Genomic DNA, 19,955 nt, shown 5'->3' on the forward strand with positions numbered 1-19,955 from the left:
CTAGGTTCCGGGCGTGGGTTGGGACGGCTCGCGGCCGACGATCGTGGTGGTCGACGACGCCGCAGACGTGCGCATGCTGGTCCGAGCCCGGCTCCGGCTCTCGGGCCTGCTCGACGTGGTCGGCGAGGCGTCCGACGGCGCCGAGGCCGTCGACGTCGTACGCCGTCTGCAGCCGGCGCTGGTGCTGCTCGACGTCTCGATGCCGGTGATGGACGGGCTCGAGGCGCTCCCGCACCTGCTCGCCGTCGCCCCGGGCGCCAAGGTCGTGATGTACAGCGGCTTCCAGGAGGAGGGGCTCGCGCACCGCGCTGTCGACCTGGGCGCCGCGGCGTTCTTCGAGAAGTCCACCTCGCTCCACACGCTGCCCGGCGACCTGCTCGACGTGCTCGCTGGGCAGGTGGAGCCGACGACCGACATCACCCTCCGCCCGCCGTCCCTGAGCGAGGTCGACGACGCGGAGCGCCGCGTCCTGCACGACCACCTCGAGCGCTTCCGCGAGGTCTTCGAGGACGCCGCCATCGGCATGGCGACGGTGACCCTGGCCGGTCAGATCGTGCGCGCCAACAGGTCGCTCGGCGCGATCCTCGAGCGGCCCGCGGATGAGCTGGTCGGCACGTCGTACGCCGAGTTCGCGGGTCCGGCCGCCGGGACGCTCGAACGGCTGCGCGACGGGATCCTCGCCGGGACGGTCGAGTCCGGCACGGTCGAGCACGAGGTCGCGGGGGTGACGCATCCGCGCAGCGTGGTCGCGACCGTCGCTCCCGTGCTCGACAGCGCGGGCCGGCCGCTCTACTTCTTCGTCCAGGTGCAGGACGTGACCGGCCAGCGCGGGGCCGAGGAGGAGCTGCGGCGCAGCGAGTTCCGCTTCCGCCTGCTGGTCGACAACGTCCCCGACTTCGCCATCTTCATGCTGTCGCCGGAGGGCCTGGTCGCGAGCTGGAACGCCGGAGCCGAGCGCACCAACGGGTACGCCGCCGACGAGATCATCGGCCGCCACTTCCGGGTCTTCTACCCCGCGGAGCAGCAGGAGATCCGGCACCCGGAGCACGAGCTCGAGCTCGCGGCGCGCGACGGCCGCTACGAGGAGGAGGGCTGGCGCGTCCGCCAGGACGGCAGCCGCTTCTGGGCCAACGTCGTGATCACCGTCGTGCGCGACGCCGACGGCCGCCACATCGGCTACGCCAAGGTGGTGCGCGACATCACCGAGCGCCAGCGGATGGTCCGCGAGCGTGAGAGGTCGGCCGAGGAGCTGGCCGCCGCCAACCGCCGGCTCGAGCAGGCCGCCGACGACCAGGCGCACTTCCTCGCGGTCACCGTGCACGAGCTGCGTACGCCGGTCAGCGTGCTGGGCGGCACGGCGGAGGTGCTCGAGGACCACTGGGCCGAGCTGGGCGACCACGAGCGCAGCGAGCTGCTCGCGGGGATGACCGCGAGCGCGACCCGGCTGCGCCGCCTCTTCGACGACCTGCTGACCGCGTCGCGGCTCCAGCGCAGCGGGCTGGAGCTCCAGCTCGCCGAGGTCGACGTGGCGCCGGTGGTGGAGACCAGCGTGGCGACCGCCCAGCGCAGGTTCCCCGAGCTCCAGATCGAGGTCGACGCCGGGCCCGGGCTGATGGTCGTCGGCGACGTGGGCCGGCTCGCCCAGGCCGTCGACAACCTCGTGACCAATGCGATCGTGCACGGGTCGCCGCCCGTCCAGGTCACGGCCCGCGCCGACGGCGACGACGTCCTCGTCACGGTGGAGGACGCGGGAGCAGGCGTACCCGCCGAGATGCAGGGGCGGCTCTTCGACCGGTTCGCGACCGGCCGGAAGGCCGGCGGCACCGGGCTCGGCCTCTACATCGTGCGGCAGCTGGCCCGCGAGCACGGCGGCGACGCGTGGTACCGCCCGCCGGACGGCACCGCTCCCGGCGCGTTCGCGTTCCGGCTGCCGCGCGCGGGCAGGGACGCCATCGACAACACGCCATGAACACTCCGCACGGATGTGGCCCAGATCGCCCGCCAGCGCCTAGGCTTCGGTCGTGCCCATCCGCGTCCTCCTGGTGGACGACGTCGTTGAGGTGCGCCGGCTGGTCCGCACCTCGCTCCGTTTCCGGGGCGGGTTCGAGGTCGTGGGTGAGGCGGGAGACGGGGCAGAAGCCGTTGACCTCGCCGCGCGGTTGCGTCCCGACGTCGTCGTACTCGACCTCGGCCTGCCCGACATCGCCGGGCAGGAGCTGCTGGGTCGCATCCGCAGCGAGGTGCCGTCGGCCAAGGTCGTGGTCTTCTCGGGCCTCGACGGGGTCGACCGGGCCTGGATCGACGCCAACGCGGCCGGGTACGTCGTCAAGGACACCGACCTCAGCTACCTCATCGACCTGCTCGAGGAGGTCGGCCGGCCCGCCCGGCAGGAGGCCGTGCTCGACCTCGACCACGACCTGAGCAGCGTGTCGGGCGCCCGCCGGTTCGTCCGCAACCAGCTCATCGAGTGGGGCATCGAGTCGACGGTCGAGGACGCGATGCTCGTGGTGAGCGAGCTGGCCACCAACGCCCTCACGCACGCGGAGTCCTCCTACCGGGTCCGGCTGACCGCCGTCGGCCCGGCGCTGCGGATCGAGGTGGAGGACGACGGCACGGGCACGCCCGAGCCGCAGCCGCTCACCGAGACCGAGGAGCACGGCCGCGGGCTGCACCTGGTCGGGGCGCTCGCGGCGTCGTGGGGCATGGAGTCCGTCGAGTCCGGCGGCAAGCGGATCTGGGCCGAGCTCCCGCTCGCCTCCGCCGCTGCCGAGTAGGCCCGGGACCCACGCGCCCCGTAACCTTGCTCTTTGTGGCAGGACCGGACTTCGACGCAGAGATCAAGCAGCTCCAGGCGACCCTGGGCTCCATCGAGAAGGTGCTCGACCTCGGCGCCATGCGCCAGGAGATCGCCGACCTCGGCGAGCAGGTCGCTGCGCCCGACCTCTGGGACGACCAGGCCAACGCCACCCGGGTGACCGGACGCCTCTCCGCCCTGCAGGGCGAGCTCGAGCGCATCACCGGCCTCCAGAGCCGCGTCGAGGACCTCGGCGTCCTCGTCGAGCTCGGCCAGGAGGAGGGCGACGCTGACTCGCTCGCCGAGGCCGAGTCCGAGCTGGCCCGGCTGCAGAAGTCGATCGAGGCCCTCGAGGTGCGCACGCTCCTCTCCGGCGAGTACGACGAGCGCGAGGCGATCGTGACCGTCCGCTCCGGCGCCGGTGGCGTGGACGCCGCCGACTTCGCCGAGATGCTGATGCGGATGTACACGCGCTGGGCCGAGCAGCACAAGTACCCCGTCGAGGTCTTCGACGTCTCGTACGCCGAGGAGGCGGGCATCAAGTCCGCCGAGTTCGCGATCCACGCGCCGTACGCCTACGGCACCCTCTCCGTCGAGGCCGGCACCCACCGCCTGGTCCGGATCAGCCCGTTCGACAACCAGGGCCGCCGCCAGACGTCGTTCGCCGCCGTCGAGGTGGTGCCCGTGCTCGAGCAGACCGACGAGATCGAGATCGACGAGAACGACCTGCGCGTCGACGTCTTCCGCTCCGGCGGCCCCGGCGGCCAGTCGGTCAACACCACCGACTCCGCGGTCCGCCTGACGCACATCCCCACGGGCATCGTGGTCAGCTGCCAGAACGAGAAGTCGCAGCTGCAGAACAAGGCCTCCGCGATGGTCGTCCTCAAGGCCAAGCTGCTGGCGAAGCAGAAGGCCGAGGAGGCGGCGCTCAAGAAGGAGCTCAAGGGCGACGTCGTGGCCGCCTGGGGCGATCAGATGCGCAACTACGTGCTGAACCCCTACCAGATGGTCAAGGACCTGCGCACCGGCTTCGAGGTCGGCAACCCGCAGGCCGTCTTCGACGGCGAGGTCGACGGCTTCATCGAGGCCGGCATCCGCTGGCGCCGGGGCGCCGAGAAGGCCGACGCCAACTGACGCGCCTGAAGCGCCCGGCGCTCCTGCTCGGCTGCGGAGTCGCGCTCGGCGTGCTCTCCGCGCAGGGCTCGGACCTGCCCGGCGCGCTGCGCGCGCTGCCCGACCTCGGCACGCCGTGGCTGGTGCTGGCGTTCGTCGCCGGCCGCGGCGCGTCCGAGGTACGCCGGGCCGCCGTGACCGCGGTCGTGGTCGTGGAGGCCGGGCTGGTCACCTACTACGTCTGGCAGGCGACCCTCGGTGCCGGCGGCTCGATGCTGAGCGACTACGGCGCGCCGGTGTGGCTCATCGGAGGCGCGCTGCTCGGCGCCGTCCTCGGCGCCGCCGGCTGGCTGGGGGAGCACGGCGAGTCGGCCACCACCCGCGTGCTGGCCTGGGGCCTGCTCGCGGGGGTGCCGATCGCCGAGATCCCCCACGCCCGCGCGAGCGGGCTCGACTACCGCAACCTCGTCATCGCGGGCCTCGTGGCGACGGCCCTGGCGATCGTCGCCTGGGCGACCGCGCGCGGCCGGGTCGCCGCGAACGTCCTCGTGCCGGTCGCGACCGGCCTCGGCCTGCTCGGGTACGGCGTGCACGAGGCGCTGCTCTCCTTCCGCTGAGGCGCGGCGTCAGCCGGTGACCACGGCGCGCACGGCCCGGGCGACCGCATCCGCGAAGGCGTCGCCGCCGAGCCGGCCGGGGGAGACCTGGGCGTCGTCGAAGAGCGCCTGCGACGCGCCGAGCGCGAAGAGGATCCGCCAGGCGGCCTCGGCGTCGGCCCGGCGCGCGCCGAAGCGCCGGCGCAGCCAGCCGGTGACCGTCACGGCGAGCAGGTGGGAGCTGCGCTCGTTGCGCGCGTGGATCGCGGCGTCACCCCGTCCTTCGACCAGGAACGCCCGCATCGGGCCCCGGTGCCGGGCGAAGATGTCGAGGGCCGCCCGGGCGAGCAGCCGCAGCGCGCGGTCGTCGTCGGGCTCGCCGTCCGCGCGCGCGAACGCCTCCGACGTGTCGTGCTCGATGGCGCTCAGCGCGCGGTCCTGGGCCGCCAGCAGCAGGCCGCCGCGGTCGCCGAAGCGGTGGTAGAGCGACCCGTTCGACGTACCCGCCCCGCGGGCCACGGCCGCCACCGTCACCGCCGCCAGCCCACCGGTGTCGAGCAGCTCCAGCGTCGCCTCCAGCATCCGGTCCGCCGAGGAGGTGCTGCGGGTCTGCAGGGGCGTGCGCACGGTCGACACTGTACAGAACTGGAGTGACTACTCTAGTTTGGCGGCATGAGGCGCGACCACTGGAAGCGGTGCAACGACCGGCTCGACCCCGAGACCGACTTCGTCGAGATCTACGCGAACGTCGTGATGTACGAGTTCCCCTGGGACATGAACCAGGCGCTCAGCTTCGCGCTGTTCCGCACCTACGCCGTGCCCGGCATCGGCCGCCTGCTCGACGAGACGGGCGAGTTCACGACGCAGGTGCAGAAGCGGTACGACGACACCGCGCTGCTGCTCGAGCCGCCCACCCGCCTGGGGTTCGAGCACCCCGAGGCGAAGGCCGCGATCCGCCGGATCAACGCGATGCACCGCTCCTACGACATCCCCAACCACGAGTTCCGCTACGTGCTCAGCACCTTCGTCGTCGTGCCCAAGCGCTGGATGGACGACTACGGCAAGCGCCCGTTCACGCCCACCGAGGTCGAGGCGAGCGTGCACTACTACCGGACGCTCGGGCGCCACATGGGCATCAAGGACATCCCGGAGACCTACGCCGGCTTCGAGGAGCTCATGGACTCCTACGAGCGCGAGCACTTCGCCTACGACGAGGGCGGCCGCCGCGTCGCCGACGCGACGCTCGACCTGATGCAGACCTTCTACGCGAAGCCGGTCCGCAGGCCGGCGGGGCTCTTCGCCCGCGCGCTGATGGACCAGCCGCTGCGCGAGGCGTTCCGGTACGACGCGCCGCCGGCGGTCGTCGAGCGGGTCAGTCGCGCCGCGCTCCGGGGTCGCGGACTGGTGCTGCGCGCGTTCCCGGCCCGCAAGGAGCCGAAGCGGATCGAGGACATCTCGTGGATCCGCACCTACCCCGACGGCTACGACCTCGAGCAGCTCGGCACGTTCCCCGTGCCCGGGCGCAACGGCTGCCCGGTGCGGCACGAGGCCACGCCGGCGGCCGACCAAGTGGGTTGAGGGGTCAGGTCAGGGCGGCGTCGCGGACGGCCGCGCACCAGTCCGCCGCGCGCGAGAGCCGGGTCAGGATCCCCGGGGTCTGTAGCGAGCACGACAGCCAGGCGTCGCCGTGGAGCGCCTGGGTGCGGGTCACGGTGTCGTCGTCGAAGATGCACTGGACGGTGACGGCCGGGTCGCCCGGCGACTGCACCTTCCGCTTCGCGCAGCCGTCGCGGGCCTGCTTCACGAGGGTGGCGGCCTCGTCGGCCGAGACGGCGGTCGCGAACAGCCACGCGGTGGCCGAGGTGCCGTCCTTCGCCGTGAAGGCGCAGCCGAACTCGGCGCCCTTCCGGTGCGCGCCGCCGACGATGTCGAACTTCTCGCCGTCGCTCCAGGCCTCCTCGTAGACCGGCTTGGCGAGGATCGCCTCCTCGATCGCGGCCGGGGAGATCTGGGCGCAGAAGTCGGTCCGGGCGCTGGTCGGCGCGGCCGACGCCGTCTCCGACGGCGCGGGTGACTCCGATGCCGTCTCGGACGGGGTCTCCGAGGCGGTCGAGGGCTCGTCGGCGCTGTCCCCGCAGCCGGCGAGGCCGAGCAGCGCCGTCACCACCACGGCTGCGAGAAGGGCGCGGTTCCGGGGAGACATGCCCCCAACGTACGCCCCCGTCGGCGCCGTCACGGCCAGCCGACACGGCTCCCCCGGAATGGGGCAGGACGCGCCCTGGAGGCGCCGTGGGGCGGACGCTCAGGTACAGCAGTTACGCTCGACTCCCGTGATCCGCTTCGAGAAGGTCGTCAAGACCTACCCAGGTCAGACCCACTCGGCGCTCGACAACGTGTCGGTCGACGTCGAGAAGGGGGAGTTCGTCTTCCTCGTGGGCACCTCGGGCTCCGGCAAGTCGACCTTCCTCCGGCTCGTGCTGCGCGAGGCTCGCCCGACTTCGGGGCGTGTCTACGTCGCCGGCAAGGAGATCAACCGGCTGGCCAGCTGGAAGGTCCCGCGGCTGCGTCGCGACATCGGGACCGTCTTCCAGGACTTCCGGCTGCTCAACAACAAGACCGTCTCCGAGAACGTCGCGTTCGCGCTCCAGGTGATCGGTCGGTCCCGCTCCGACATCAACAAGGTCGTCCCCGAGACGCTCGAGCTGGTCGGCCTCGACGGGAAGGGTGACCGGATGCCCGACGAGCTCTCCGGTGGCGAGCAGCAGCGGGTCGCGATCGCGCGGGCGTTCGTCAACCGGCCGATGATCCTCATCGCCGACGAGCCGACCGGCAACCTCGACCCCACCACGTCGGTGGGCATCATGAAGCTGCTCGACCGGATCAACCGCACCGGCACCACCGTGCTGATGGCGACGCACGACGCCGGCATCGTCGACCAGATGCGCAAGCGCGTCATCGAGCTCGACAGCGGCCGCCTGGTCCGCGACCAGGCGCAGGGCGTCTACGGATTCCAGCACTGACCGCCGCGTCCCGCCGTACGACTCCCTGAAGGAAGCCCCTCACCACATGCAGCTGCGTTACGTCTTCTCCGAGCTCGGCCAGGGCCTGCGCCGGAACCTGTCGATGCACATCGCGGTCATCCTGACCCTCTTCGTCTCGCTGACCCTCGTCGGCCTCGGCGTGCTGCTCAACCAGCAGGCCGACAAGGCCGCCCAGCACTGGGGCAGCCAGCTTCAGATCACGGTCTGGCTGTGCAAGGACAAGGACGACAACCCCGCCTGCACCGGCGAGGTCACCGACGCCCAGAAGGACGCGATCGCGACCGAGGTCGAGAAGAACCCGGAGGTCGACGGCTTCCACTTCGAGACCAAGGAGGAGGCCTTCGAGAAGGTCAAGGACCTGCTCGGCCCGGAGAAGTTCGAGGGGCCCAACCCGGCGGCCACCGCCGACGACATGCCCCAGTCGGTCTGGATCACGCTGAACGACCCGGAGGAGTACAAGGGCATCACCAGCGCGGTCGTCGGGCTCGACGGCGTGTCGGGCATCCGGGACATGCGTGACGTGCTCAAGCCCATCTACGGCTCCATCAACGCGCTCCAGTGGGCGGCGCTGGCGACGGCGGCGTTCCTCGTCTTCGCGGCGCTGCTCCTCGTCGGCAACACCATCCGCCTCGCCGCATTCGCCCGGCGCAAGGAGATCGGCATCATGCGGCTGGTCGGTGCCTCCACGCTCTACATCGCGCTGCCGTTCCTGCTCGAGGCACTGGTGACCGCGGTCATCGGCGTGGTGCTCGCCGGCGGCGCCCTCGCGGCGTTCATGTACTTCGGCATCGAGCAGCGCGCGGCGACCGGTCTGGCGTTCATGCCCTGGATCGGGATGTCGGAGTACGTCGTGGCGCTCGTCTCGATCGCGATCCTCGGTCCGGTGCTCACCCTGCTTCCGACACTCGTGTTGACGCGCAAATACCTCAAAGTCTGATTCGCGCGGGTTACCGTCAACGCGTTCACCTCCCCGAACACGTGAAGGCAGCCCGGTGCGTCTCTTCCCCCGTACCGCACGCCGGCGCCTGGCCGCGGCAACTGCAGTCGCCAGCCTGGCGATCGGCGCCCTCGTCGCCCCCCTCGCCATCGCCGACGACCACAAGCAGCTCAAGCAGAAGCAGAAGCACGCCCAGGCGCAGGTCCGGAGCGCCCAGCACGCCCTCAACGAGTCGAGCTCCGAGCTCCGGAAGGCCGTCGGTGCCCTCACGAGGGCCCGGACCCAGCTCGCCGACGCCCGCGTCGACCTGAAGGCCGCCAACGCCAAGCTGGCCGCGGCCCAGGTCCGCGACGAGCAGATGCAGCAGGAGCTGGTCGCGGCGCAGATCCAGCTGGACACCGCCCAGCAGGACCTCGCCGCGGGGAAGCACGCGGTGGAGGACCAGCACGAGAAGGTGACCGCGACGATCACCGACATCTACCAGGAGGGCGACCCCGAGCTGCTGGCGTTCGCCGCGCTGCTGGACGCCGAGACCCCGGCCGACCTGACCCGCCAGATGGAGGCGCGCAACGTCATCGTCGGCCGCGAGACCCGCGCGTACGACGACCTCCACGCCGCCGAGGTGCTCCTCGAGGTCCGCGAGGGCCAGGTCGAGGACGCCCGCGACGCGGTGGAGGTCCAGCGGAAGGCCGCGGCCAAGCACCTGGTGCTGATGGAGGGCCTGCGCGCCGACAAGCGCACCGCCCGCGACAAGGTCCACGCGCTCGTGCTGACCAGGGCCGAGAGCCGCAAGGCCGCCAAGAAGGCCCGCATCCACGACCTGCGCGCCCTGCGTGCCGCCAAGAAGCGCGAGGCCGCGATCAAGCAGCGCATCCTCGCCGCCCAGCGCCGGGCCCAGGGCGGCTACCGGGGCCCGACCAACGGCCTCTTCGTCCGGCCGGTGTCGGGCTACGTCACCTCGTCGTTCGGCTACCGCGAGCACCCGATCTACCACTACTGGGGCCTCCACGACGGCACCGACTTCGGCGTCTCCTGCGGCCAGCCGATGCACGCCATCGCCGGCGGCACCGTGATCGCCCGCTACTGGTCCGACGTCTACGGCAACCGCCTCTACATCTCGCTCGGCAGCATCAACGGCTCCAACGTCACCGCCGTCTACAACCACGCCACCGGCTACAACGTCGGCCTCGGCGCCCGCGTCAACCAGGGTGACGTCATCGGCTACGCCGGCTCCACCGGCTGGTCCACCGGCTGCCACCTGCACTTCACGCTGCTGGTCAACGGCAACGCGGTCGACCCGATGAACTGGCTGCCGTAGCCGGGGGGTTTCGAGACGGTTGCTGGCGCAACCTCCTCAACCACCGGCTCCGGCACCAGATGAACTGCCTGCCGTAGCCGGGGGTTTCGAGACGGTTGCTGGCGCAACCTCCTCAACCACCGGCTCCGGCACCCGATGAACTGCCTGCCGTAGCCGGGGGTTTCGAGACGGTTGCTGGCGCAACCTCCTCAACCACCGGCTCCGGTGGTTGAGGAGGGCGCCCTGGCGCCCGTCTCGAAACCACCTTGTAGCCACTGAGAGAATGGTGGGATGGCCAGGGAGCAGGGGCGCAAGCTCATCGCGCAGAACAAGAAGGCGCGGCACGACTACCACATCGAGGACACCTACGAGGCCGGCCTGGTCCTCCAGGGCACCGAGGTGAAGTCGCTGCGGATGGGTCGCGCGTCCCTGGTCGACGGGTTCGTCGACATCGACGGCCACGAGGCGTGGCTGCACGGCGTCCACATCCCGGAGTACTCCCAGGGCACGTGGACCAACCACGCCGCCCGTCGCAAGCGCAAGCTGCTGCTCAACCGGGTCGAGATCGACAAGATCGAGCGGCGGGTCAACGAGAAGGGCCTGACCGTCGTCCCGCTGTCCCTCTACTTCAAGGACGGCCGGGCCAAGGTCGAGATCGCCCTGGCCAAGGGCAAGAAGTCGTGGGACAAGCGGTCCGCGCTCGCCGAGCGGCAGGCCGACCGGGAGAAGCAGCAGGCGCTGGGCCGGCACCTCAAGGGCATGCGTGACTGATCCGGACGCGCACCCGGACGTCCGGCCGGTCCGCGACTTCTGGGAGTCGCTCGGGCTGCCCGGGCTGTTCGACGTGCACGTGCACTTCCTGCCGCCGAACATCCAGCGCGCGGTGTACGCCGTCTTCGACGCCGCCGGCCCGAAGATCGGCCGCGAGTGGCCGATCCGCTACCGGCAGGACCACGCCGAGCGGGTCGAGATCCTGCGAGCCATGGGCGTCCGGCACTTCCCGACGCTGCCCTATGCGCACAAGCCGGGCGTCGCGGAGTACCTCAACGACTGGGCCGCCGACTTCGCGCGGGAGGTGCGGGAGTCGCTGTGGTCGGCGACGTTCTACCCGGAGGACTCCGCGGCGACGTACGTCGGGAAGCGGATCGCCGACGGCGTCGACATCTTCAAGGTGCACCTGCAGGTGGGGGAGTTCCACCTCGACGACCCGCTGCTCGACGAGGTCTGGGGGCTGCTCGAGGACACCGGCACCCCGGTCGTCGTGCACGCCGGCTCCGGTCCGGTCGGCAACGACTTCACCGGCCCCGACTCGACCGAGCGCCTGCTGCGCCAGCACCCGCGGCTGCGCCTCGTCCTCGCGCACATGGGCGCGCCGGAGTGCGCGGAGTTCCTGGCGCTCGCCGAGAGGTACGACGAGGTGCGGCTCGACACGACGATGGTCTTCACCGACTTCTTCCCGCCGTACCCTGCCGAGCTCGTCCCGCGGCTCCGCGACCTCGGCCACCCCGACCGCGGCGGGGTCCTGCTCGGCAGCGACTTCCCGACGATCCCGTACCCCTACGCCCACCAGCTCGAGGGCCTCGCCCGCCTCGATCTCGGCGACGCCTGGCTGCGCGCGGTGTGCTGGGAGAACGGCGAGAGCCTGTTCGGGCGCTGACGATGACCACAGACGGACCGATCTTCGTCGTGCAGCGGCACGACGCGTCGAGCCTGCACTTCGACTTCCGCCTGGAGGTCGACGGTGTGCTGGCCTCCTGGGCAGTGCCGAAGGGGCCGTCGCTCGACCCGCGGGACAAGCGGCTGGCCGTACAGGTGGAGGATCACCCGCTCGACTACGCCGACTTCGAGGGCCGCATCGGCGAGGGGTACGGCGAGGGCACGGTGATCGTCTGGGACACCGGCACCTTCGACAACGTCACCGAGCGCAAGGGCGAGCCGATCGGGCTGGCGGACGCGATCGAGGGTGGTCACCTCAAGGTCGTGCTGCACGGCGAGAAGCTCACGGGCGCCTTCGCGCTCACCCACACCAAGATGGGCGGCGACCCGAAGAACTGGATGCTGGTCAAGGTAGACGACGAGCGCGCCGACCGGCGGCGCAAGCCGACCTCGACCCAGAACGAGTCCGTGCTCAGTGGGAAGACCAACGAGGACTTCGAGTCATAGCCGCTGCCGCGCCCGGGTGAGACCGCTCGCGTGCTGCCGCCAGCGCCGCCACGGGTCGGCCTTCGAGGCCAGCCGGCGCTTCAGGTTCGCCACGGTGACCTGGTCGGGCGCGACGCGGGAGAGCTCGTCCCAGGCGATGGGCGCCGAGACCGGCGCGCCCGGTCGCGCCCGCACGGCGTACGGCGGCACCGCGGTCTGGCCGTAGCCGTTGCGCATGATGTCGATGAGAACCCGGTCGCCGCGCTTGGCCTTGCGCGCCTCGAGCGTGAGCAGGTTGGGGTCGCGCTCGACGAGCCGCTCGGCGACGGCGCGCGCGAAGCCGCGCACCTCCTCGAAGTCCGCGCCGGGCCGCAGCGGCACCACGACGTGGTAGCCGCGCGAGCCGGTGGTCTTGAGGTACGCCGTGAGGCCCAGGTCGTCCAGGAGCTCGCCCACCATCCGCGTCGCCCGGCGGACCTTCCGGAGGTTGTCGTCGGACGGGTCGAGGTCGAAGACCAGCTCGTCGGGGTGGCCGAGGTCGTCGCCGGTGCTCAGCCAGGTGTGGGGCGTGATGCAGGCCTGCTGGGCTAGGTATACGAGCGAGCGCCGGTCGTCGACGACCACCTGCTGCTGCGGTCCGTCGGCGGTGTCGACCTCGACCGTGTGCACCCAGTCGGGGAAGTGGGAAGGCACCTTCTTCTCGTAGAACGACGAGCCGTCGATGCCGTCCGGGAACCGCTGCATGTTGATCGGCCGGCCCTGGAGGTGGGGGAGCATCCGCTCAGCGACGCCGGCGTAGTAGTTCGCCAGGTCGAGCTTGGTCAGGCCGTCGGGGAAGAGCTCCTTGTCAGGCTTGCTGATCTCGACACCGGCCACAGTCGTCATTCGCGCACCACCCCGCTCGCCGGCTTGTCCGTCCGCAGCCCCAGGTAGCGAGGGTGTCTCAGCTGGCCCGCGCCGGTCCACTCGGTGAACGCCACTTCGGCCACGAGCTCCGGCTCCGCCCAGTGCACGTCCTTGCGAGGCAGCTGGCCGACCGTGCACGGGGAGTCCGTGCGTTCGAGCTTCGTCAGCCGGCCGTGCAGGTCGCGCAGCACCGCCTGGCTGAAGCCGGTGCCGACCTTGCCGGCGTAGACCAGGTCGTCGCCGCGGTGGTAGCCGAGCAGCAGCGCGCCGAGCGCGACGCGGGACCCCTCCGGGTCGGTCCAGCCGACGATCACCAGCTCCTGGCCGGCCTCGCACTTGAACTTCAGCCAGTCCTTCGTGCGCCCGGTCGGGTACGCCGCGTCCGTGCGCTTGGCGATCAGGCCCTCCCAGCCCTTGCCGCAGATCTGGCCGAACCACTCCTCGCCGCCGCGCACGCGGTGCGGGGTGTACCGGATCGGGTCCTCCCAGGTGAGCAGTCCGCGCAGCTGGCGCTTGCGGTCGAGCAGCAGCTCACGGCGTACGTCGTCGCCGTCGCCGCGCAGCACGTCGAAGACGTAGAAGTAGACGGCCACGCCGCTGCGGCGCGCCTTCTCGGCGCTGCTCACGTGGATGCGGGGCTGGAGCCGGGAGAAGCTGGTGCGGGACCCCTCGAACGCGACGACCTCGCCGTCGACCACGAAGTCGCTCGACGCCTGCCGCTCCAGCGCCTCCGCGATCTCGGGGAACGCGACCGTGACGTCGCGTCCGCTGCGCGAGTACAGGCGGGTGCCGCTCACCGTACGCACGGCCAGGCAGCGCTGCCCGTCGAGCTTGCGCTCGTAGATCCACCCGTCCGACCAGTGGCGCTCGTGGCTCAGGGTCGCGAGAGCGGGCTGGGGCACGTCGGGCACGGCGGACCGGTACCCCGGGAGGCCGGGCGGCTCACCCGAAGGGAGATTTCCTGCGAAGAGGCTTCCCATCCGGACACTCCGGTGGTGAGGTACTCCCCAGGCTCAGGGGATTGTTGCGAAGGAGTAGCACTTCATGAGAAATCGTCTGATCGCGCTGGTCGCCATGTTCTTGGTGGCTGTCGGCCTCGTCGCCGCGCCCGGGCCGGCGCAGGCCAGCACCGGAGGGACCCCGGACGGGGAGCTCCATCCCAACGTCGGGCTCATCCTGTTCTACGACGCCACCGGGCGGTTCCGCTGCTCCGCGACGCTCGTCAGCCCGACGGTGCTGCTCACCGCGGCGCACTGCACCGACGGCACGGTCGGGAAGACGCTGGTCACCTTCGACTCCGTGATCGCGGAGCAGCCGCCGTCGCCGTTCCCGGTCGCGGCCAACCCGGCCGCGGGCTACACGGCTGCCGAGCTCGCCGCGGCCGGCTACCTGAGCGGCACGGCGTACACGCACCCCGAGTACTCCGACTTCACCGACCTTCGCAACTGGAACGACGTCGGCGTGATCGTGCTCGACCAGCCGGTGACCGACATCGAGCCCGCGACGATCGCCGACGTCGGTACGGCGGACGCCATCAAGCACCCGCGCAGCGTGCTCTTCACCGCCGTCGGCTACGGCACCGAGGTCCGCAAGCCGGACTCCGGACCGCAGAAGCCCACCCCGATGAGCTACCCGCTGATCCGGCGGTACGTCGAGCTGCCCGGTCAGAAGATCACCCCGCAGATCATCCAGGGCAACGGCAACGACAAGGACCCGTTCGGCACGGGCGGCACCTGCTTCGGTGACTCCGGCGGCCCGCTCTTCTACAACGGGGAGATCGTCGGCGTGACGTCGTACGGCTACACCCAGAACTGCCGCTACCTCGACGGCTACCAGCGTGTCGACATCGAGGTGGTCCAGGACTGGCTCGCGGGCTTCCCGATCTGAGGTCTTCCCTGTGGCGGGCGCGCGGAGGGTGTGGGGGAATACCCGCGTGCCCGCCCGGGGTTGAGCATCTAGACTGAGGTCGTACAACTCAAGAGGGGCTGATCGGTTTCGACTTGGGACGTTAGTTCCAGGGGAAGCGGGTCGAGGAGCCAGCGTCATCTCGTAAACGATCGCTGGAAACCAATAACTGCCAACACTCAGCGCAGTTCCTTCGCTCTCGCCGCCTGAGCGGTGATCGAAGCGTCAGACCGGGCATCCGTCTCCGTCCCGGACCCTGGCGTCATCTAGGAGACTTGCCGGTCAACTGCTGTCGGGGTGGTTGATCGGGACTCAAACCCGGCTGAGCCTGTCGGGGACGTGTCCGTGCGAGCCCCGGGGCTGAGAAATGCGACATCACGGACTGCACCCGGAGAAGACCTGGTTCGACGCTCGAGGACCGGGGTTCGATTCCCCGCAGCTCCACTTCTTCGATGGCCCGGTCCCGCTTCGGCGGGGCCGGGCCATTGTCGTGTCCATCCTCAGGCGTGGGTCCCGGGCTCGTGGGCGGCGTGCGAGGCGGCCTCGAACTGGATGGTGGAGTGCTCGACGTCGAACTCATCGGCGAGGCACCGCTGGGCCTGGTCGAGCATCCCGGCGAGGTGGCCGTCGTGGAAGCAGGAGTCGTCGACGACCACGTGGGCGGTGAAGACCGGCAGTCCGGTGGCGACCTGGGAGGCGTGCACGTCGTGGACCTCGTGCACGTGGTCCATCGACAGCAGCCGCTCCCGCACCAGCTGGAGGTTCAGCCCGGTCGGGGTCGACTCGAGCAGGATGTGCCCGGTCTCGCGCAGCAACCGGACGGTGCGCGGCACGATCAGGACCCCGATGACCAGCGACGCGACGGCGTCGGCGCGGAGCCAGCCGGTGGTCGCGATGATCGTGGCCGCGACGAGGACGGCGACCGACCCGAGGGCGTCGTTGACGACCTCGAGGAACGCGGCGCGCATGTTCAGGTTGTCCCCGCGGCCCGACGACAGGATGGCGAGGCCGACGAGGTTGCCGACGAGGCCGACCAGACCGAACACGATCATCGCGGTCGACGCGACCTCGGGCGGCTCGAAGAGGCGCCGTACGCCCTCGACGAGGACGTAGGCGCCGACGGCGAGCAGCAGTGCGGCCTGCGCTGCGGCACCGAGGACCTCGGCCCGCCGGTAGCCCCACGTCCGGGCCGGGGTCGCCGGCCGGCGCGCGAGCACGGCGGCCAGCAGCCCGAGGGTGAGGCCGGCGACGTCGGTGAGCATGTGGGCGGCGTCGGCGAGCAGCGCAAGGCTGCCGGAGACGATCGCGCCGATGACCTCGACGACCAGCACGGTGACCGTGATGGCCAGGACCGTGGCGAGCCGGCCGCGGTGGTCGACGAGCCCGGCGGCGTCGTGGGAGTGGTCGGCGCCCATCAGGGGAGCACCTCGCGGTTGCTCGGGCACAGCGTCACCGCGTCGCCGGTCAGGCCCAGCAGCTTCTCGGCGGCGGCCAGGAGCTCCATCACGGCCTCGGGGTGGTTCAGCGACCACATCGACGCCCGGCCCTGCGGCCGGGTGCTGGTCAGGCCGCAGTCCTTGAGGCAGGCCAGGTGCTTCGACACCGTCGACTGCGCCAGCCCCAGGTGAGCGGTCAGGTCGACCACCCGGTGCTCCCCGAGGGCCAGGTGCTGCACGATCGTCAACCGGGCCGGGTCGGAGAACCCGTGGAAGAGGCACGCCGCGGCCGTCAGCGCCGCAGCCTCGACCTCCGCGGGGACCTCGGCATCTCCGACCGCTTCTGTCATCGCCATAAGGCGATGCTATCCGTCGTATCGCGATCTGTCATCCGGCGTGCGCCCGCCGATTCTGTATCCCCCCGGGGGGATCTGCTACGGTCTCCACCGCATCCCCCCGTGGGGATATATCGAGAGGAGGCGCCCGGTGGCGCAGACGACGTACGAGACCGACGAGACGACCCCCGTCCCGAGCCTCGGGCCCGGCCCGCTGGGCCGCCTGGGCGTCTGGGTGGCCGACCACCGCCGGCTGGTGACCATCGCCTGGGTGCTGGTGGTCGTCGGCCTCGGCGTGTTCGCCCCCTCGGTGGAGAAGAACCTGTCCGGCGCCGGCTGGCAGGCCGACGGCTCGGAGTCCGTCGCCGTGCGCGAGATCGCGCAGGAGCACTTCGGCGGCAACGCCAGCCACGCGATCCAGGTCGTCGTGCACAGCACCGACGGCCCCCTCTCCGAGGGAGAGGGCCGGGACGTCCTCGGCCGGGTGACCAGGACGCTGGAGCAGGAGCCGCGCCTCGCCGAGGTCATCGCCCCGACGCCCGGAGCGAGCCTCTCCGAGGACGGTCGGACCGCCGTCGTGCTCGCCGGCGCGGGCGTGGACACCAACGAGATGGTGCGCGTCGCGACCGACCTCAAGGACGAGCTGCAGGGGCTCTCCACCGACACCGTGCAGGTGAACCCGACGGGCTCCTCGCTGCTCTGGTCGGACTTCAACGAGGCCAACCTCGAGGCGATGCTGACCTCGGAGATGGTCTCCTGGCCGGTCACCCTGGCCATCCTCGTGCTCGCCTTCGGCGCGCTGGTCGCCGCCGGGCTCCCGCTCCTGCTCACCCTTGCCGGCCTCGTCGCCTCTGCCGGGTCCCTGGTCCTGATCAACGAGCTCGTGCCGGTCTCGATCTGGGCGATGAACTTCGCGATGATGTTCGCCCTCGCCCTGGGGATCGACTACGCGCTCTTCATCGTGGTCCGCTACCGGGCGGCCCGCGCCCGCCAGCGCGAGGCCGGCCGCGCCGGGTCGGCCCGCGAGGCCATCGCCGAGACGATGGACACCGCCGGGAAGGCCGTCCTGCTCTCCGGCGCCACCGTGCTGGTCTCCCTGAGCGCCGTCATGCTCGTCCCGTCGCCGTCCTTCCGCTCGATGGCCGGCGGCATCATGCTCTCGGTCGTCTTCGTGCTCGCCGCGACGCTGACCCTGCTGCCGCTCGTGCTGGTCAAGCTCGACGACCGCATCAACCGCCTCTCCCTGCCCTGGGCGCGCCGGGCCGCCCGGGCGTCGTCCGGCTCACCTCTCTTCGCGCGGTGGGGCGCCCACCTGTGGCGCCGCCCGGTCGCCTGGGGCCTCGGCTCCCTGGTCGTGCTCGTCGCCCTGGCCGCGCCGATGCTCGGGCTGAAGACCGCGATGCCCTCGATCAAGGTGCTGCCGGACGACGCCAGCGCGCGGGTCGGCTACGACCAGGTCCAGGACGCCTTCGGGCCGGGCGCGCCCGGCATGCTCCAGGTCGTCGTCGACACCGACCAGGCCGAAGGCGCGGCGCAGGTGCTGGAGCGCGACGCCGGCATCGGTGCCGTGCTGCCCGCTACTCCGGCCGTCGACGGCAGCGACCACGTGCTCGTCCAGGCCGTGCCCACCGTCGACCCGTCCGACCCCGAGCTCGTGACCACGGTCGACCGGCTCCGCGCCGACCTGCCCGACTCCGCCCTCGTCGGCGGCGCCGCCGTGGAGAACCTCGACCTCGAGGCCCAGCTCGACGAGTCGACCCCGCTGGTCATCGGCGTCGTCCTGGTGCTCGGCTTCGTGCTCCTGCTCGTGGCCCTGCAGGCACCGCTCATCTCGCTGCTCGGCACCCTCGCCAGCCTGCTCTCCACGGCGGCCGCGTTCGGCGTCGCGCGCCTGGTCTTCCAGGACGGCCACGGCTCGAGCCCGCTCGGGTTCGAGCACCAGGGCTTCCTCGACGCATGGGCGCCGGTGTTCTTCTTCGCGATGATCTTCGCCATCGCGATGGACTACACGGTCTTCCTGCTCGCGTCCGCCAAGGAGCACTGGGAGAGGACCGGGAGCCCGCGGGAGGCCATGGTCGGCGCCGTCACGCACTCCGGCCGGGTGATCTTCGCCGCCGGTGGCGTCATGGTCGCCGTCTTCTTCACCTTCGCCCTGTCCGGGCCGCTGCCGCCCAAGGAGATGGGCGTCATCCTCGGCGTCGCCGTCCTCCTCGACGCCTTCCTGGTCCGGCTCGTCCTGCTGCCGGTACTGCTCCGCCTCACCGGCCGCGCTGCCTGGGCCACGCCGGCCTGGCTGCGCCGGATCCTCCCGACCATCCGCTTCTCCCACTGAACGGAGACCACCGTGAACATCGACCGCGCCGTCTTCGCCCTCGCCGGCACCCTCACCCTGCTGGCCGCCGTGCTCGCCGTGCTGGTGTCGCCGTGGTGGCTGCTCCTCGCCGGCTTCGTCGGCGCCAACCAGCTGCAGGCGAGCCTCACCGGCCTCTGCCCGGCGGCCACGATCCTGCGCCGCCTCGGCGTACGGTCCGGCTGCGCCTTCCGCTGATCAGGCGCCCGGAGCGTCCTCCCGTGGTAGGTGGATGTCGAGCCGGGCGATGCGGTCGGGGTCGGCGACGACGTTGATCTCGACGATCCGGCCGTTGCGGATCTCGGGGCTGAACACCGACACCACGTTGCCGTCGACGACCGACACCAGCCCGACGTGGCCGTTGACCAGCACGGGGACGGACTCGCGCGCGAGCCTCGCGTACAGCAGGGACTGACCGGCCACGACGGCCGCGCCGTGGATGACCCGGGACTCACCGGCGGCGCCGAGGTCGGCCCGCAGCGTGACGTCGGGGTCGAGCACCTGCATCAACGCGTCGAAGTCGCCGCGCTGCGACGCCGCCACGAACGCGTCGAGCACCCGCCGCTGCGTCGGCAGGTCGGCGCTCACCGGCGCCGCCTCGCGGACCCGCCGCCGAGCCCGGCTGGCGAGCTGGGTCGCGGTCGCAGCCGACCGGCCGACGATCTGCCCGATCTCGTCGAACGGCACCCCGAACATGTCGTGGAGCACGAACGCCGTGCGCTCGCGCGGCGGGAGCGCCTCGAGCACGACGAGGAGCGCGAGGCTGACGGCGTCGGCCTGCTCGGCCGCGGCCTCGGGGTCGGCGTCGAGGCGGGTCACCACGGGGTCGGGGACGCGTACGTCGAGCGAGTCCTCGCGCCGCGACTTCCGCACGCGCAGCTGGTCGAGGCAGACCCGGCTGACCACCGTCGTGAGCCAGGCCCGCAGGCTGGCGACCTCCGAGGTGTCCGAGCGGGCCAGCCGCAACCACGCCTCCTGGACGGCGTCGTCGGCCTCCGCGCTCGAGCCCAGCATCCGGTAGGCGACCGACCGCAGGTGGCTGCGGTGCTCTTCGAACTGCTCGGCCAGCTCTTCCTGGGTCATCTGTCAGGTTCCTTCCTCGC

General features: G+C 71.5%; 21 protein-coding genes and 1 other RNA gene. 15 read left to right on the top strand and 7 right to left on the bottom strand.

The window, feature by feature from the left end:
- Nucleotides 1-13 precede the first annotated feature (13 nt).
- The 4 genes from ACFQQI_RS02210 to ACFQQI_RS02225 are packed head-to-tail and all read left to right on the top strand — an operon-like array spanning nucleotide 14 to nucleotide 4,524.
- Nucleotides 14-1,969 carry a PAS domain S-box protein gene (locus ACFQQI_RS02210; RefSeq protein ID WP_378557257.1) on the top strand — a complete coding sequence of 652 codons (1,956 nt, stop codon included), beginning with the start codon at nucleotides 14-16 and terminating at the stop codon, nucleotides 1,967-1,969.
- Nucleotides 1,970-2,021: 52 nt separating this feature from the next.
- Nucleotides 2,022-2,774, top strand: a complete 753-nt coding sequence (locus ACFQQI_RS02215) for a response regulator (RefSeq protein ID WP_378557260.1) — start codon at nucleotides 2,022-2,024, stop codon at nucleotides 2,772-2,774.
- 35 nt (nucleotides 2,775-2,809) lie between these two features.
- Entirely contained in the window at nucleotides 2,810-3,928 is a 1,119-nt protein-coding gene (gene prfB / locus ACFQQI_RS02220) for a peptide chain release factor 2 (protein ID WP_378557264.1), read from the top strand.
- 5 nt (nucleotides 3,929-3,933) lie between these two features.
- Nucleotides 3,934-4,524, top strand: a complete 591-nt coding sequence (locus ACFQQI_RS02225; protein ID WP_378557492.1) for a DUF6518 family protein — start codon at nucleotides 3,934-3,936, stop codon at nucleotides 4,522-4,524.
- Nucleotides 4,525-4,533: 9 nt separating this feature from the next.
- Here the strand turns inward: ACFQQI_RS02225 and ACFQQI_RS02230 are convergent, their stop codons facing one another.
- Nucleotides 4,534-5,130, bottom strand: a complete 597-nt coding sequence (locus ACFQQI_RS02230; RefSeq protein WP_378557267.1) for a TetR/AcrR family transcriptional regulator — start codon at nucleotides 5,128-5,130, stop codon at nucleotides 4,534-4,536.
- Nucleotides 5,131-5,175: 45 nt separating this feature from the next.
- Between ACFQQI_RS02230 and ACFQQI_RS02235 the strand changes: the two genes are divergently transcribed.
- Entirely contained in the window at nucleotides 5,176-6,081 is a 906-nt protein-coding gene (locus tag ACFQQI_RS02235) for an oxygenase MpaB family protein (RefSeq protein ID WP_378557270.1), read from the top strand.
- Between the two features lie 4 nt (nucleotides 6,082-6,085).
- Here ACFQQI_RS02235 and ACFQQI_RS02240 read toward each other — a convergent pair whose 3' ends face one another.
- Nucleotides 6,086-6,706 carry a hypothetical protein gene (locus tag ACFQQI_RS02240; protein WP_378557273.1) on the bottom strand — a complete coding sequence of 207 codons (621 nt, stop codon included), beginning with the start codon at nucleotides 6,704-6,706 and terminating at the stop codon, nucleotides 6,086-6,088.
- 127 nt (nucleotides 6,707-6,833) lie between these two features.
- On the opposite strand from ACFQQI_RS02240, the gene ftsE reads away from it, so the two are divergent.
- The 6 genes from ftsE (at nucleotide 6,834) to ACFQQI_RS02270 (ending at nucleotide 11,941) form a co-directional block, all read left to right on the top strand.
- Nucleotides 6,834-7,523, top strand: a complete 690-nt coding sequence (gene ftsE, locus ACFQQI_RS02245) for a cell division ATP-binding protein FtsE (protein WP_378557275.1) — start codon at nucleotides 6,834-6,836, stop codon at nucleotides 7,521-7,523.
- Between the two features lie 46 nt (nucleotides 7,524-7,569).
- Nucleotides 7,570-8,481: a permease-like cell division protein FtsX gene (gene ftsX / locus ACFQQI_RS02250; RefSeq protein WP_378557277.1), complete on the top strand. Its 912-nt coding sequence runs from the start codon at nucleotides 7,570-7,572 to the stop codon at nucleotides 8,479-8,481.
- A gap of 55 nt (nucleotides 8,482-8,536) precedes the next feature.
- Nucleotides 8,537-9,799, top strand: a complete 1,263-nt coding sequence (locus tag ACFQQI_RS02255; protein ID WP_378557279.1) for a peptidoglycan DD-metalloendopeptidase family protein — start codon at nucleotides 8,537-8,539, stop codon at nucleotides 9,797-9,799.
- A gap of 270 nt (nucleotides 9,800-10,069) precedes the next feature.
- Nucleotides 10,070-10,549, top strand: a complete 480-nt coding sequence (smpB, locus tag ACFQQI_RS02260; protein ID WP_378557282.1) for an SsrA-binding protein SmpB — start codon at nucleotides 10,070-10,072, stop codon at nucleotides 10,547-10,549.
- The gene (locus ACFQQI_RS02265) at nucleotides 10,542-11,435 is read left to right on the top strand and encodes an amidohydrolase family protein (RefSeq protein WP_378557285.1); all 894 of its coding nucleotides are present in this window, start codon (nucleotides 10,542-10,544) and stop codon (nucleotides 11,433-11,435) included. Before smpB ends, ACFQQI_RS02265 begins: the two co-directional genes overlap by 8 nt.
- Before the next feature lie 2 nt (nucleotides 11,436-11,437).
- Nucleotides 11,438-11,941 carry a DNA polymerase ligase N-terminal domain-containing protein gene (locus ACFQQI_RS02270; protein WP_378557288.1) on the top strand — a complete coding sequence of 168 codons (504 nt, stop codon included), beginning with the start codon at nucleotides 11,438-11,440 and terminating at the stop codon, nucleotides 11,939-11,941.
- On the opposite strand, the gene ligD (ACFQQI_RS02275) is transcribed toward ACFQQI_RS02270, so the two are convergent.
- The gene (gene ligD, locus ACFQQI_RS02275; RefSeq protein ID WP_378557291.1) at nucleotides 11,936-12,805 is read right to left on the bottom strand and encodes a non-homologous end-joining DNA ligase; all 870 of its coding nucleotides are present in this window, start codon (nucleotides 12,803-12,805) and stop codon (nucleotides 11,936-11,938) included. The genes ACFQQI_RS02270 and ligD (ACFQQI_RS02275) overlap by 6 nt on opposite strands.
- The gene (gene ligD, locus ACFQQI_RS02280; RefSeq protein ID WP_378557294.1) at nucleotides 12,802-13,737 is read right to left on the bottom strand and encodes a non-homologous end-joining DNA ligase; all 936 of its coding nucleotides are present in this window, start codon (nucleotides 13,735-13,737) and stop codon (nucleotides 12,802-12,804) included. The genes ligD (ACFQQI_RS02275) and ligD (ACFQQI_RS02280) overlap by 4 nt, the downstream gene beginning before the upstream one ends.
- A 133-nt stretch (nucleotides 13,738-13,870) precedes the next feature.
- Here ligD (ACFQQI_RS02280) and ACFQQI_RS02285 point away from each other — a divergent pair, with 133 nt between their 5' ends.
- Nucleotides 13,871-14,713 carry a S1 family peptidase gene (locus tag ACFQQI_RS02285; RefSeq protein ID WP_378557297.1) on the top strand — a complete coding sequence of 281 codons (843 nt, stop codon included), beginning with the start codon at nucleotides 13,871-13,873 and terminating at the stop codon, nucleotides 14,711-14,713.
- A 94-nt stretch (nucleotides 14,714-14,807) separates the two neighbouring features.
- Nucleotides 14,808-15,178, top strand: a transfer-messenger RNA (tmRNA) gene (gene ssrA, locus ACFQQI_RS02290).
- 53 nt (nucleotides 15,179-15,231) lie between these two features.
- Here ssrA and ACFQQI_RS02295 read toward each other — a convergent pair.
- Complete coding sequence (locus tag ACFQQI_RS02295; protein WP_378557300.1) at nucleotides 15,232-16,146, bottom strand: cation diffusion facilitator family transporter; 915 nt, start codon at nucleotides 16,144-16,146, stop codon at nucleotides 15,232-15,234.
- Nucleotides 16,146-16,523, bottom strand: a complete 378-nt coding sequence (locus ACFQQI_RS02300; protein WP_378557303.1) for an ArsR/SmtB family transcription factor — start codon at nucleotides 16,521-16,523, stop codon at nucleotides 16,146-16,148. Before ACFQQI_RS02300 ends, ACFQQI_RS02295 begins: the two co-directional genes overlap by 1 nt.
- 130 nt (nucleotides 16,524-16,653) lie before the next feature.
- Here ACFQQI_RS02300 and ACFQQI_RS02305 point away from each other — a divergent pair, with 130 nt between their 5' ends.
- Nucleotides 16,654-18,834 carry an MMPL family transporter gene (locus ACFQQI_RS02305; RefSeq protein ID WP_378557306.1) on the top strand — a complete coding sequence of 727 codons (2,181 nt, stop codon included), beginning with the start codon at nucleotides 16,654-16,656 and terminating at the stop codon, nucleotides 18,832-18,834.
- A 12-nt stretch (nucleotides 18,835-18,846) separates the two neighbouring features.
- Nucleotides 18,847-19,050 carry a DUF2892 domain-containing protein gene (locus ACFQQI_RS02310; RefSeq protein ID WP_378557309.1) on the top strand — a complete coding sequence of 68 codons (204 nt, stop codon included), beginning with the start codon at nucleotides 18,847-18,849 and terminating at the stop codon, nucleotides 19,048-19,050.
- Here ACFQQI_RS02310 and ACFQQI_RS02315 read toward each other — a convergent pair whose 3' ends face one another.
- Nucleotides 19,051-19,935 carry a sigma-70 family RNA polymerase sigma factor gene (locus ACFQQI_RS02315; protein WP_378557312.1) on the bottom strand — a complete coding sequence of 295 codons (885 nt, stop codon included), beginning with the start codon at nucleotides 19,933-19,935 and terminating at the stop codon, nucleotides 19,051-19,053.
- Nucleotides 19,936-19,955: the final 20 nt, after the last annotated feature.

Origin of the sequence: Nocardioides sp. GCM10030259 (genome assembly GCF_042666375.1) — a bacterium.
Classification (GTDB): Bacteria; Actinomycetota; Actinomycetes; order Propionibacteriales; family Nocardioidaceae; genus Nocardioides.

Excerpts from the sequence above, each read along its gene's own strand:
- ACFQQI_RS02235 (WP_378557270.1), top strand. The coding sequence starts at position 5,176 with ATGAGGCGCGACCACTGGAAGCGGTGCAACGACCGGCTCGACCCCGAG.
- ACFQQI_RS02240 (WP_378557273.1), bottom strand. The coding sequence starts at position 6,706 with ATGTCTCCCCGGAACCGCGCCCTTCTCGCAGCCGTGGTGGTGACGGCG.
- ftsX (WP_378557277.1), top strand. The coding sequence starts at position 7,570 with ATGCAGCTGCGTTACGTCTTCTCCGAGCTCGGCCAGGGCCTGCGCCGG.
- smpB (WP_378557282.1), top strand. The coding sequence starts at position 10,070 with ATGGCCAGGGAGCAGGGGCGCAAGCTCATCGCGCAGAACAAGAAGGCG.
- ACFQQI_RS02270 (WP_378557288.1), top strand. The coding sequence starts at position 11,438 with ATGACCACAGACGGACCGATCTTCGTCGTGCAGCGGCACGACGCGTCG.
- ligD (WP_378557291.1), bottom strand. The coding sequence starts at position 12,805 with ATGACGACTGTGGCCGGTGTCGAGATCAGCAAGCCTGACAAGGAGCTC.
- ACFQQI_RS02285 (WP_378557297.1), top strand. The coding sequence starts at position 13,871 with ATGAGAAATCGTCTGATCGCGCTGGTCGCCATGTTCTTGGTGGCTGTC.
- ACFQQI_RS02295 (WP_378557300.1), bottom strand. The coding sequence starts at position 16,146 with ATGGGCGCCGACCACTCCCACGACGCCGCCGGGCTCGTCGACCACCGC.
- ACFQQI_RS02300 (WP_378557303.1), bottom strand. The coding sequence starts at position 16,523 with ATGGCGATGACAGAAGCGGTCGGAGATGCCGAGGTCCCCGCGGAGGTC.
- ACFQQI_RS02315 (WP_378557312.1), bottom strand. The coding sequence starts at position 19,935 with ATGACCCAGGAAGAGCTGGCCGAGCAGTTCGAAGAGCACCGCAGCCAC.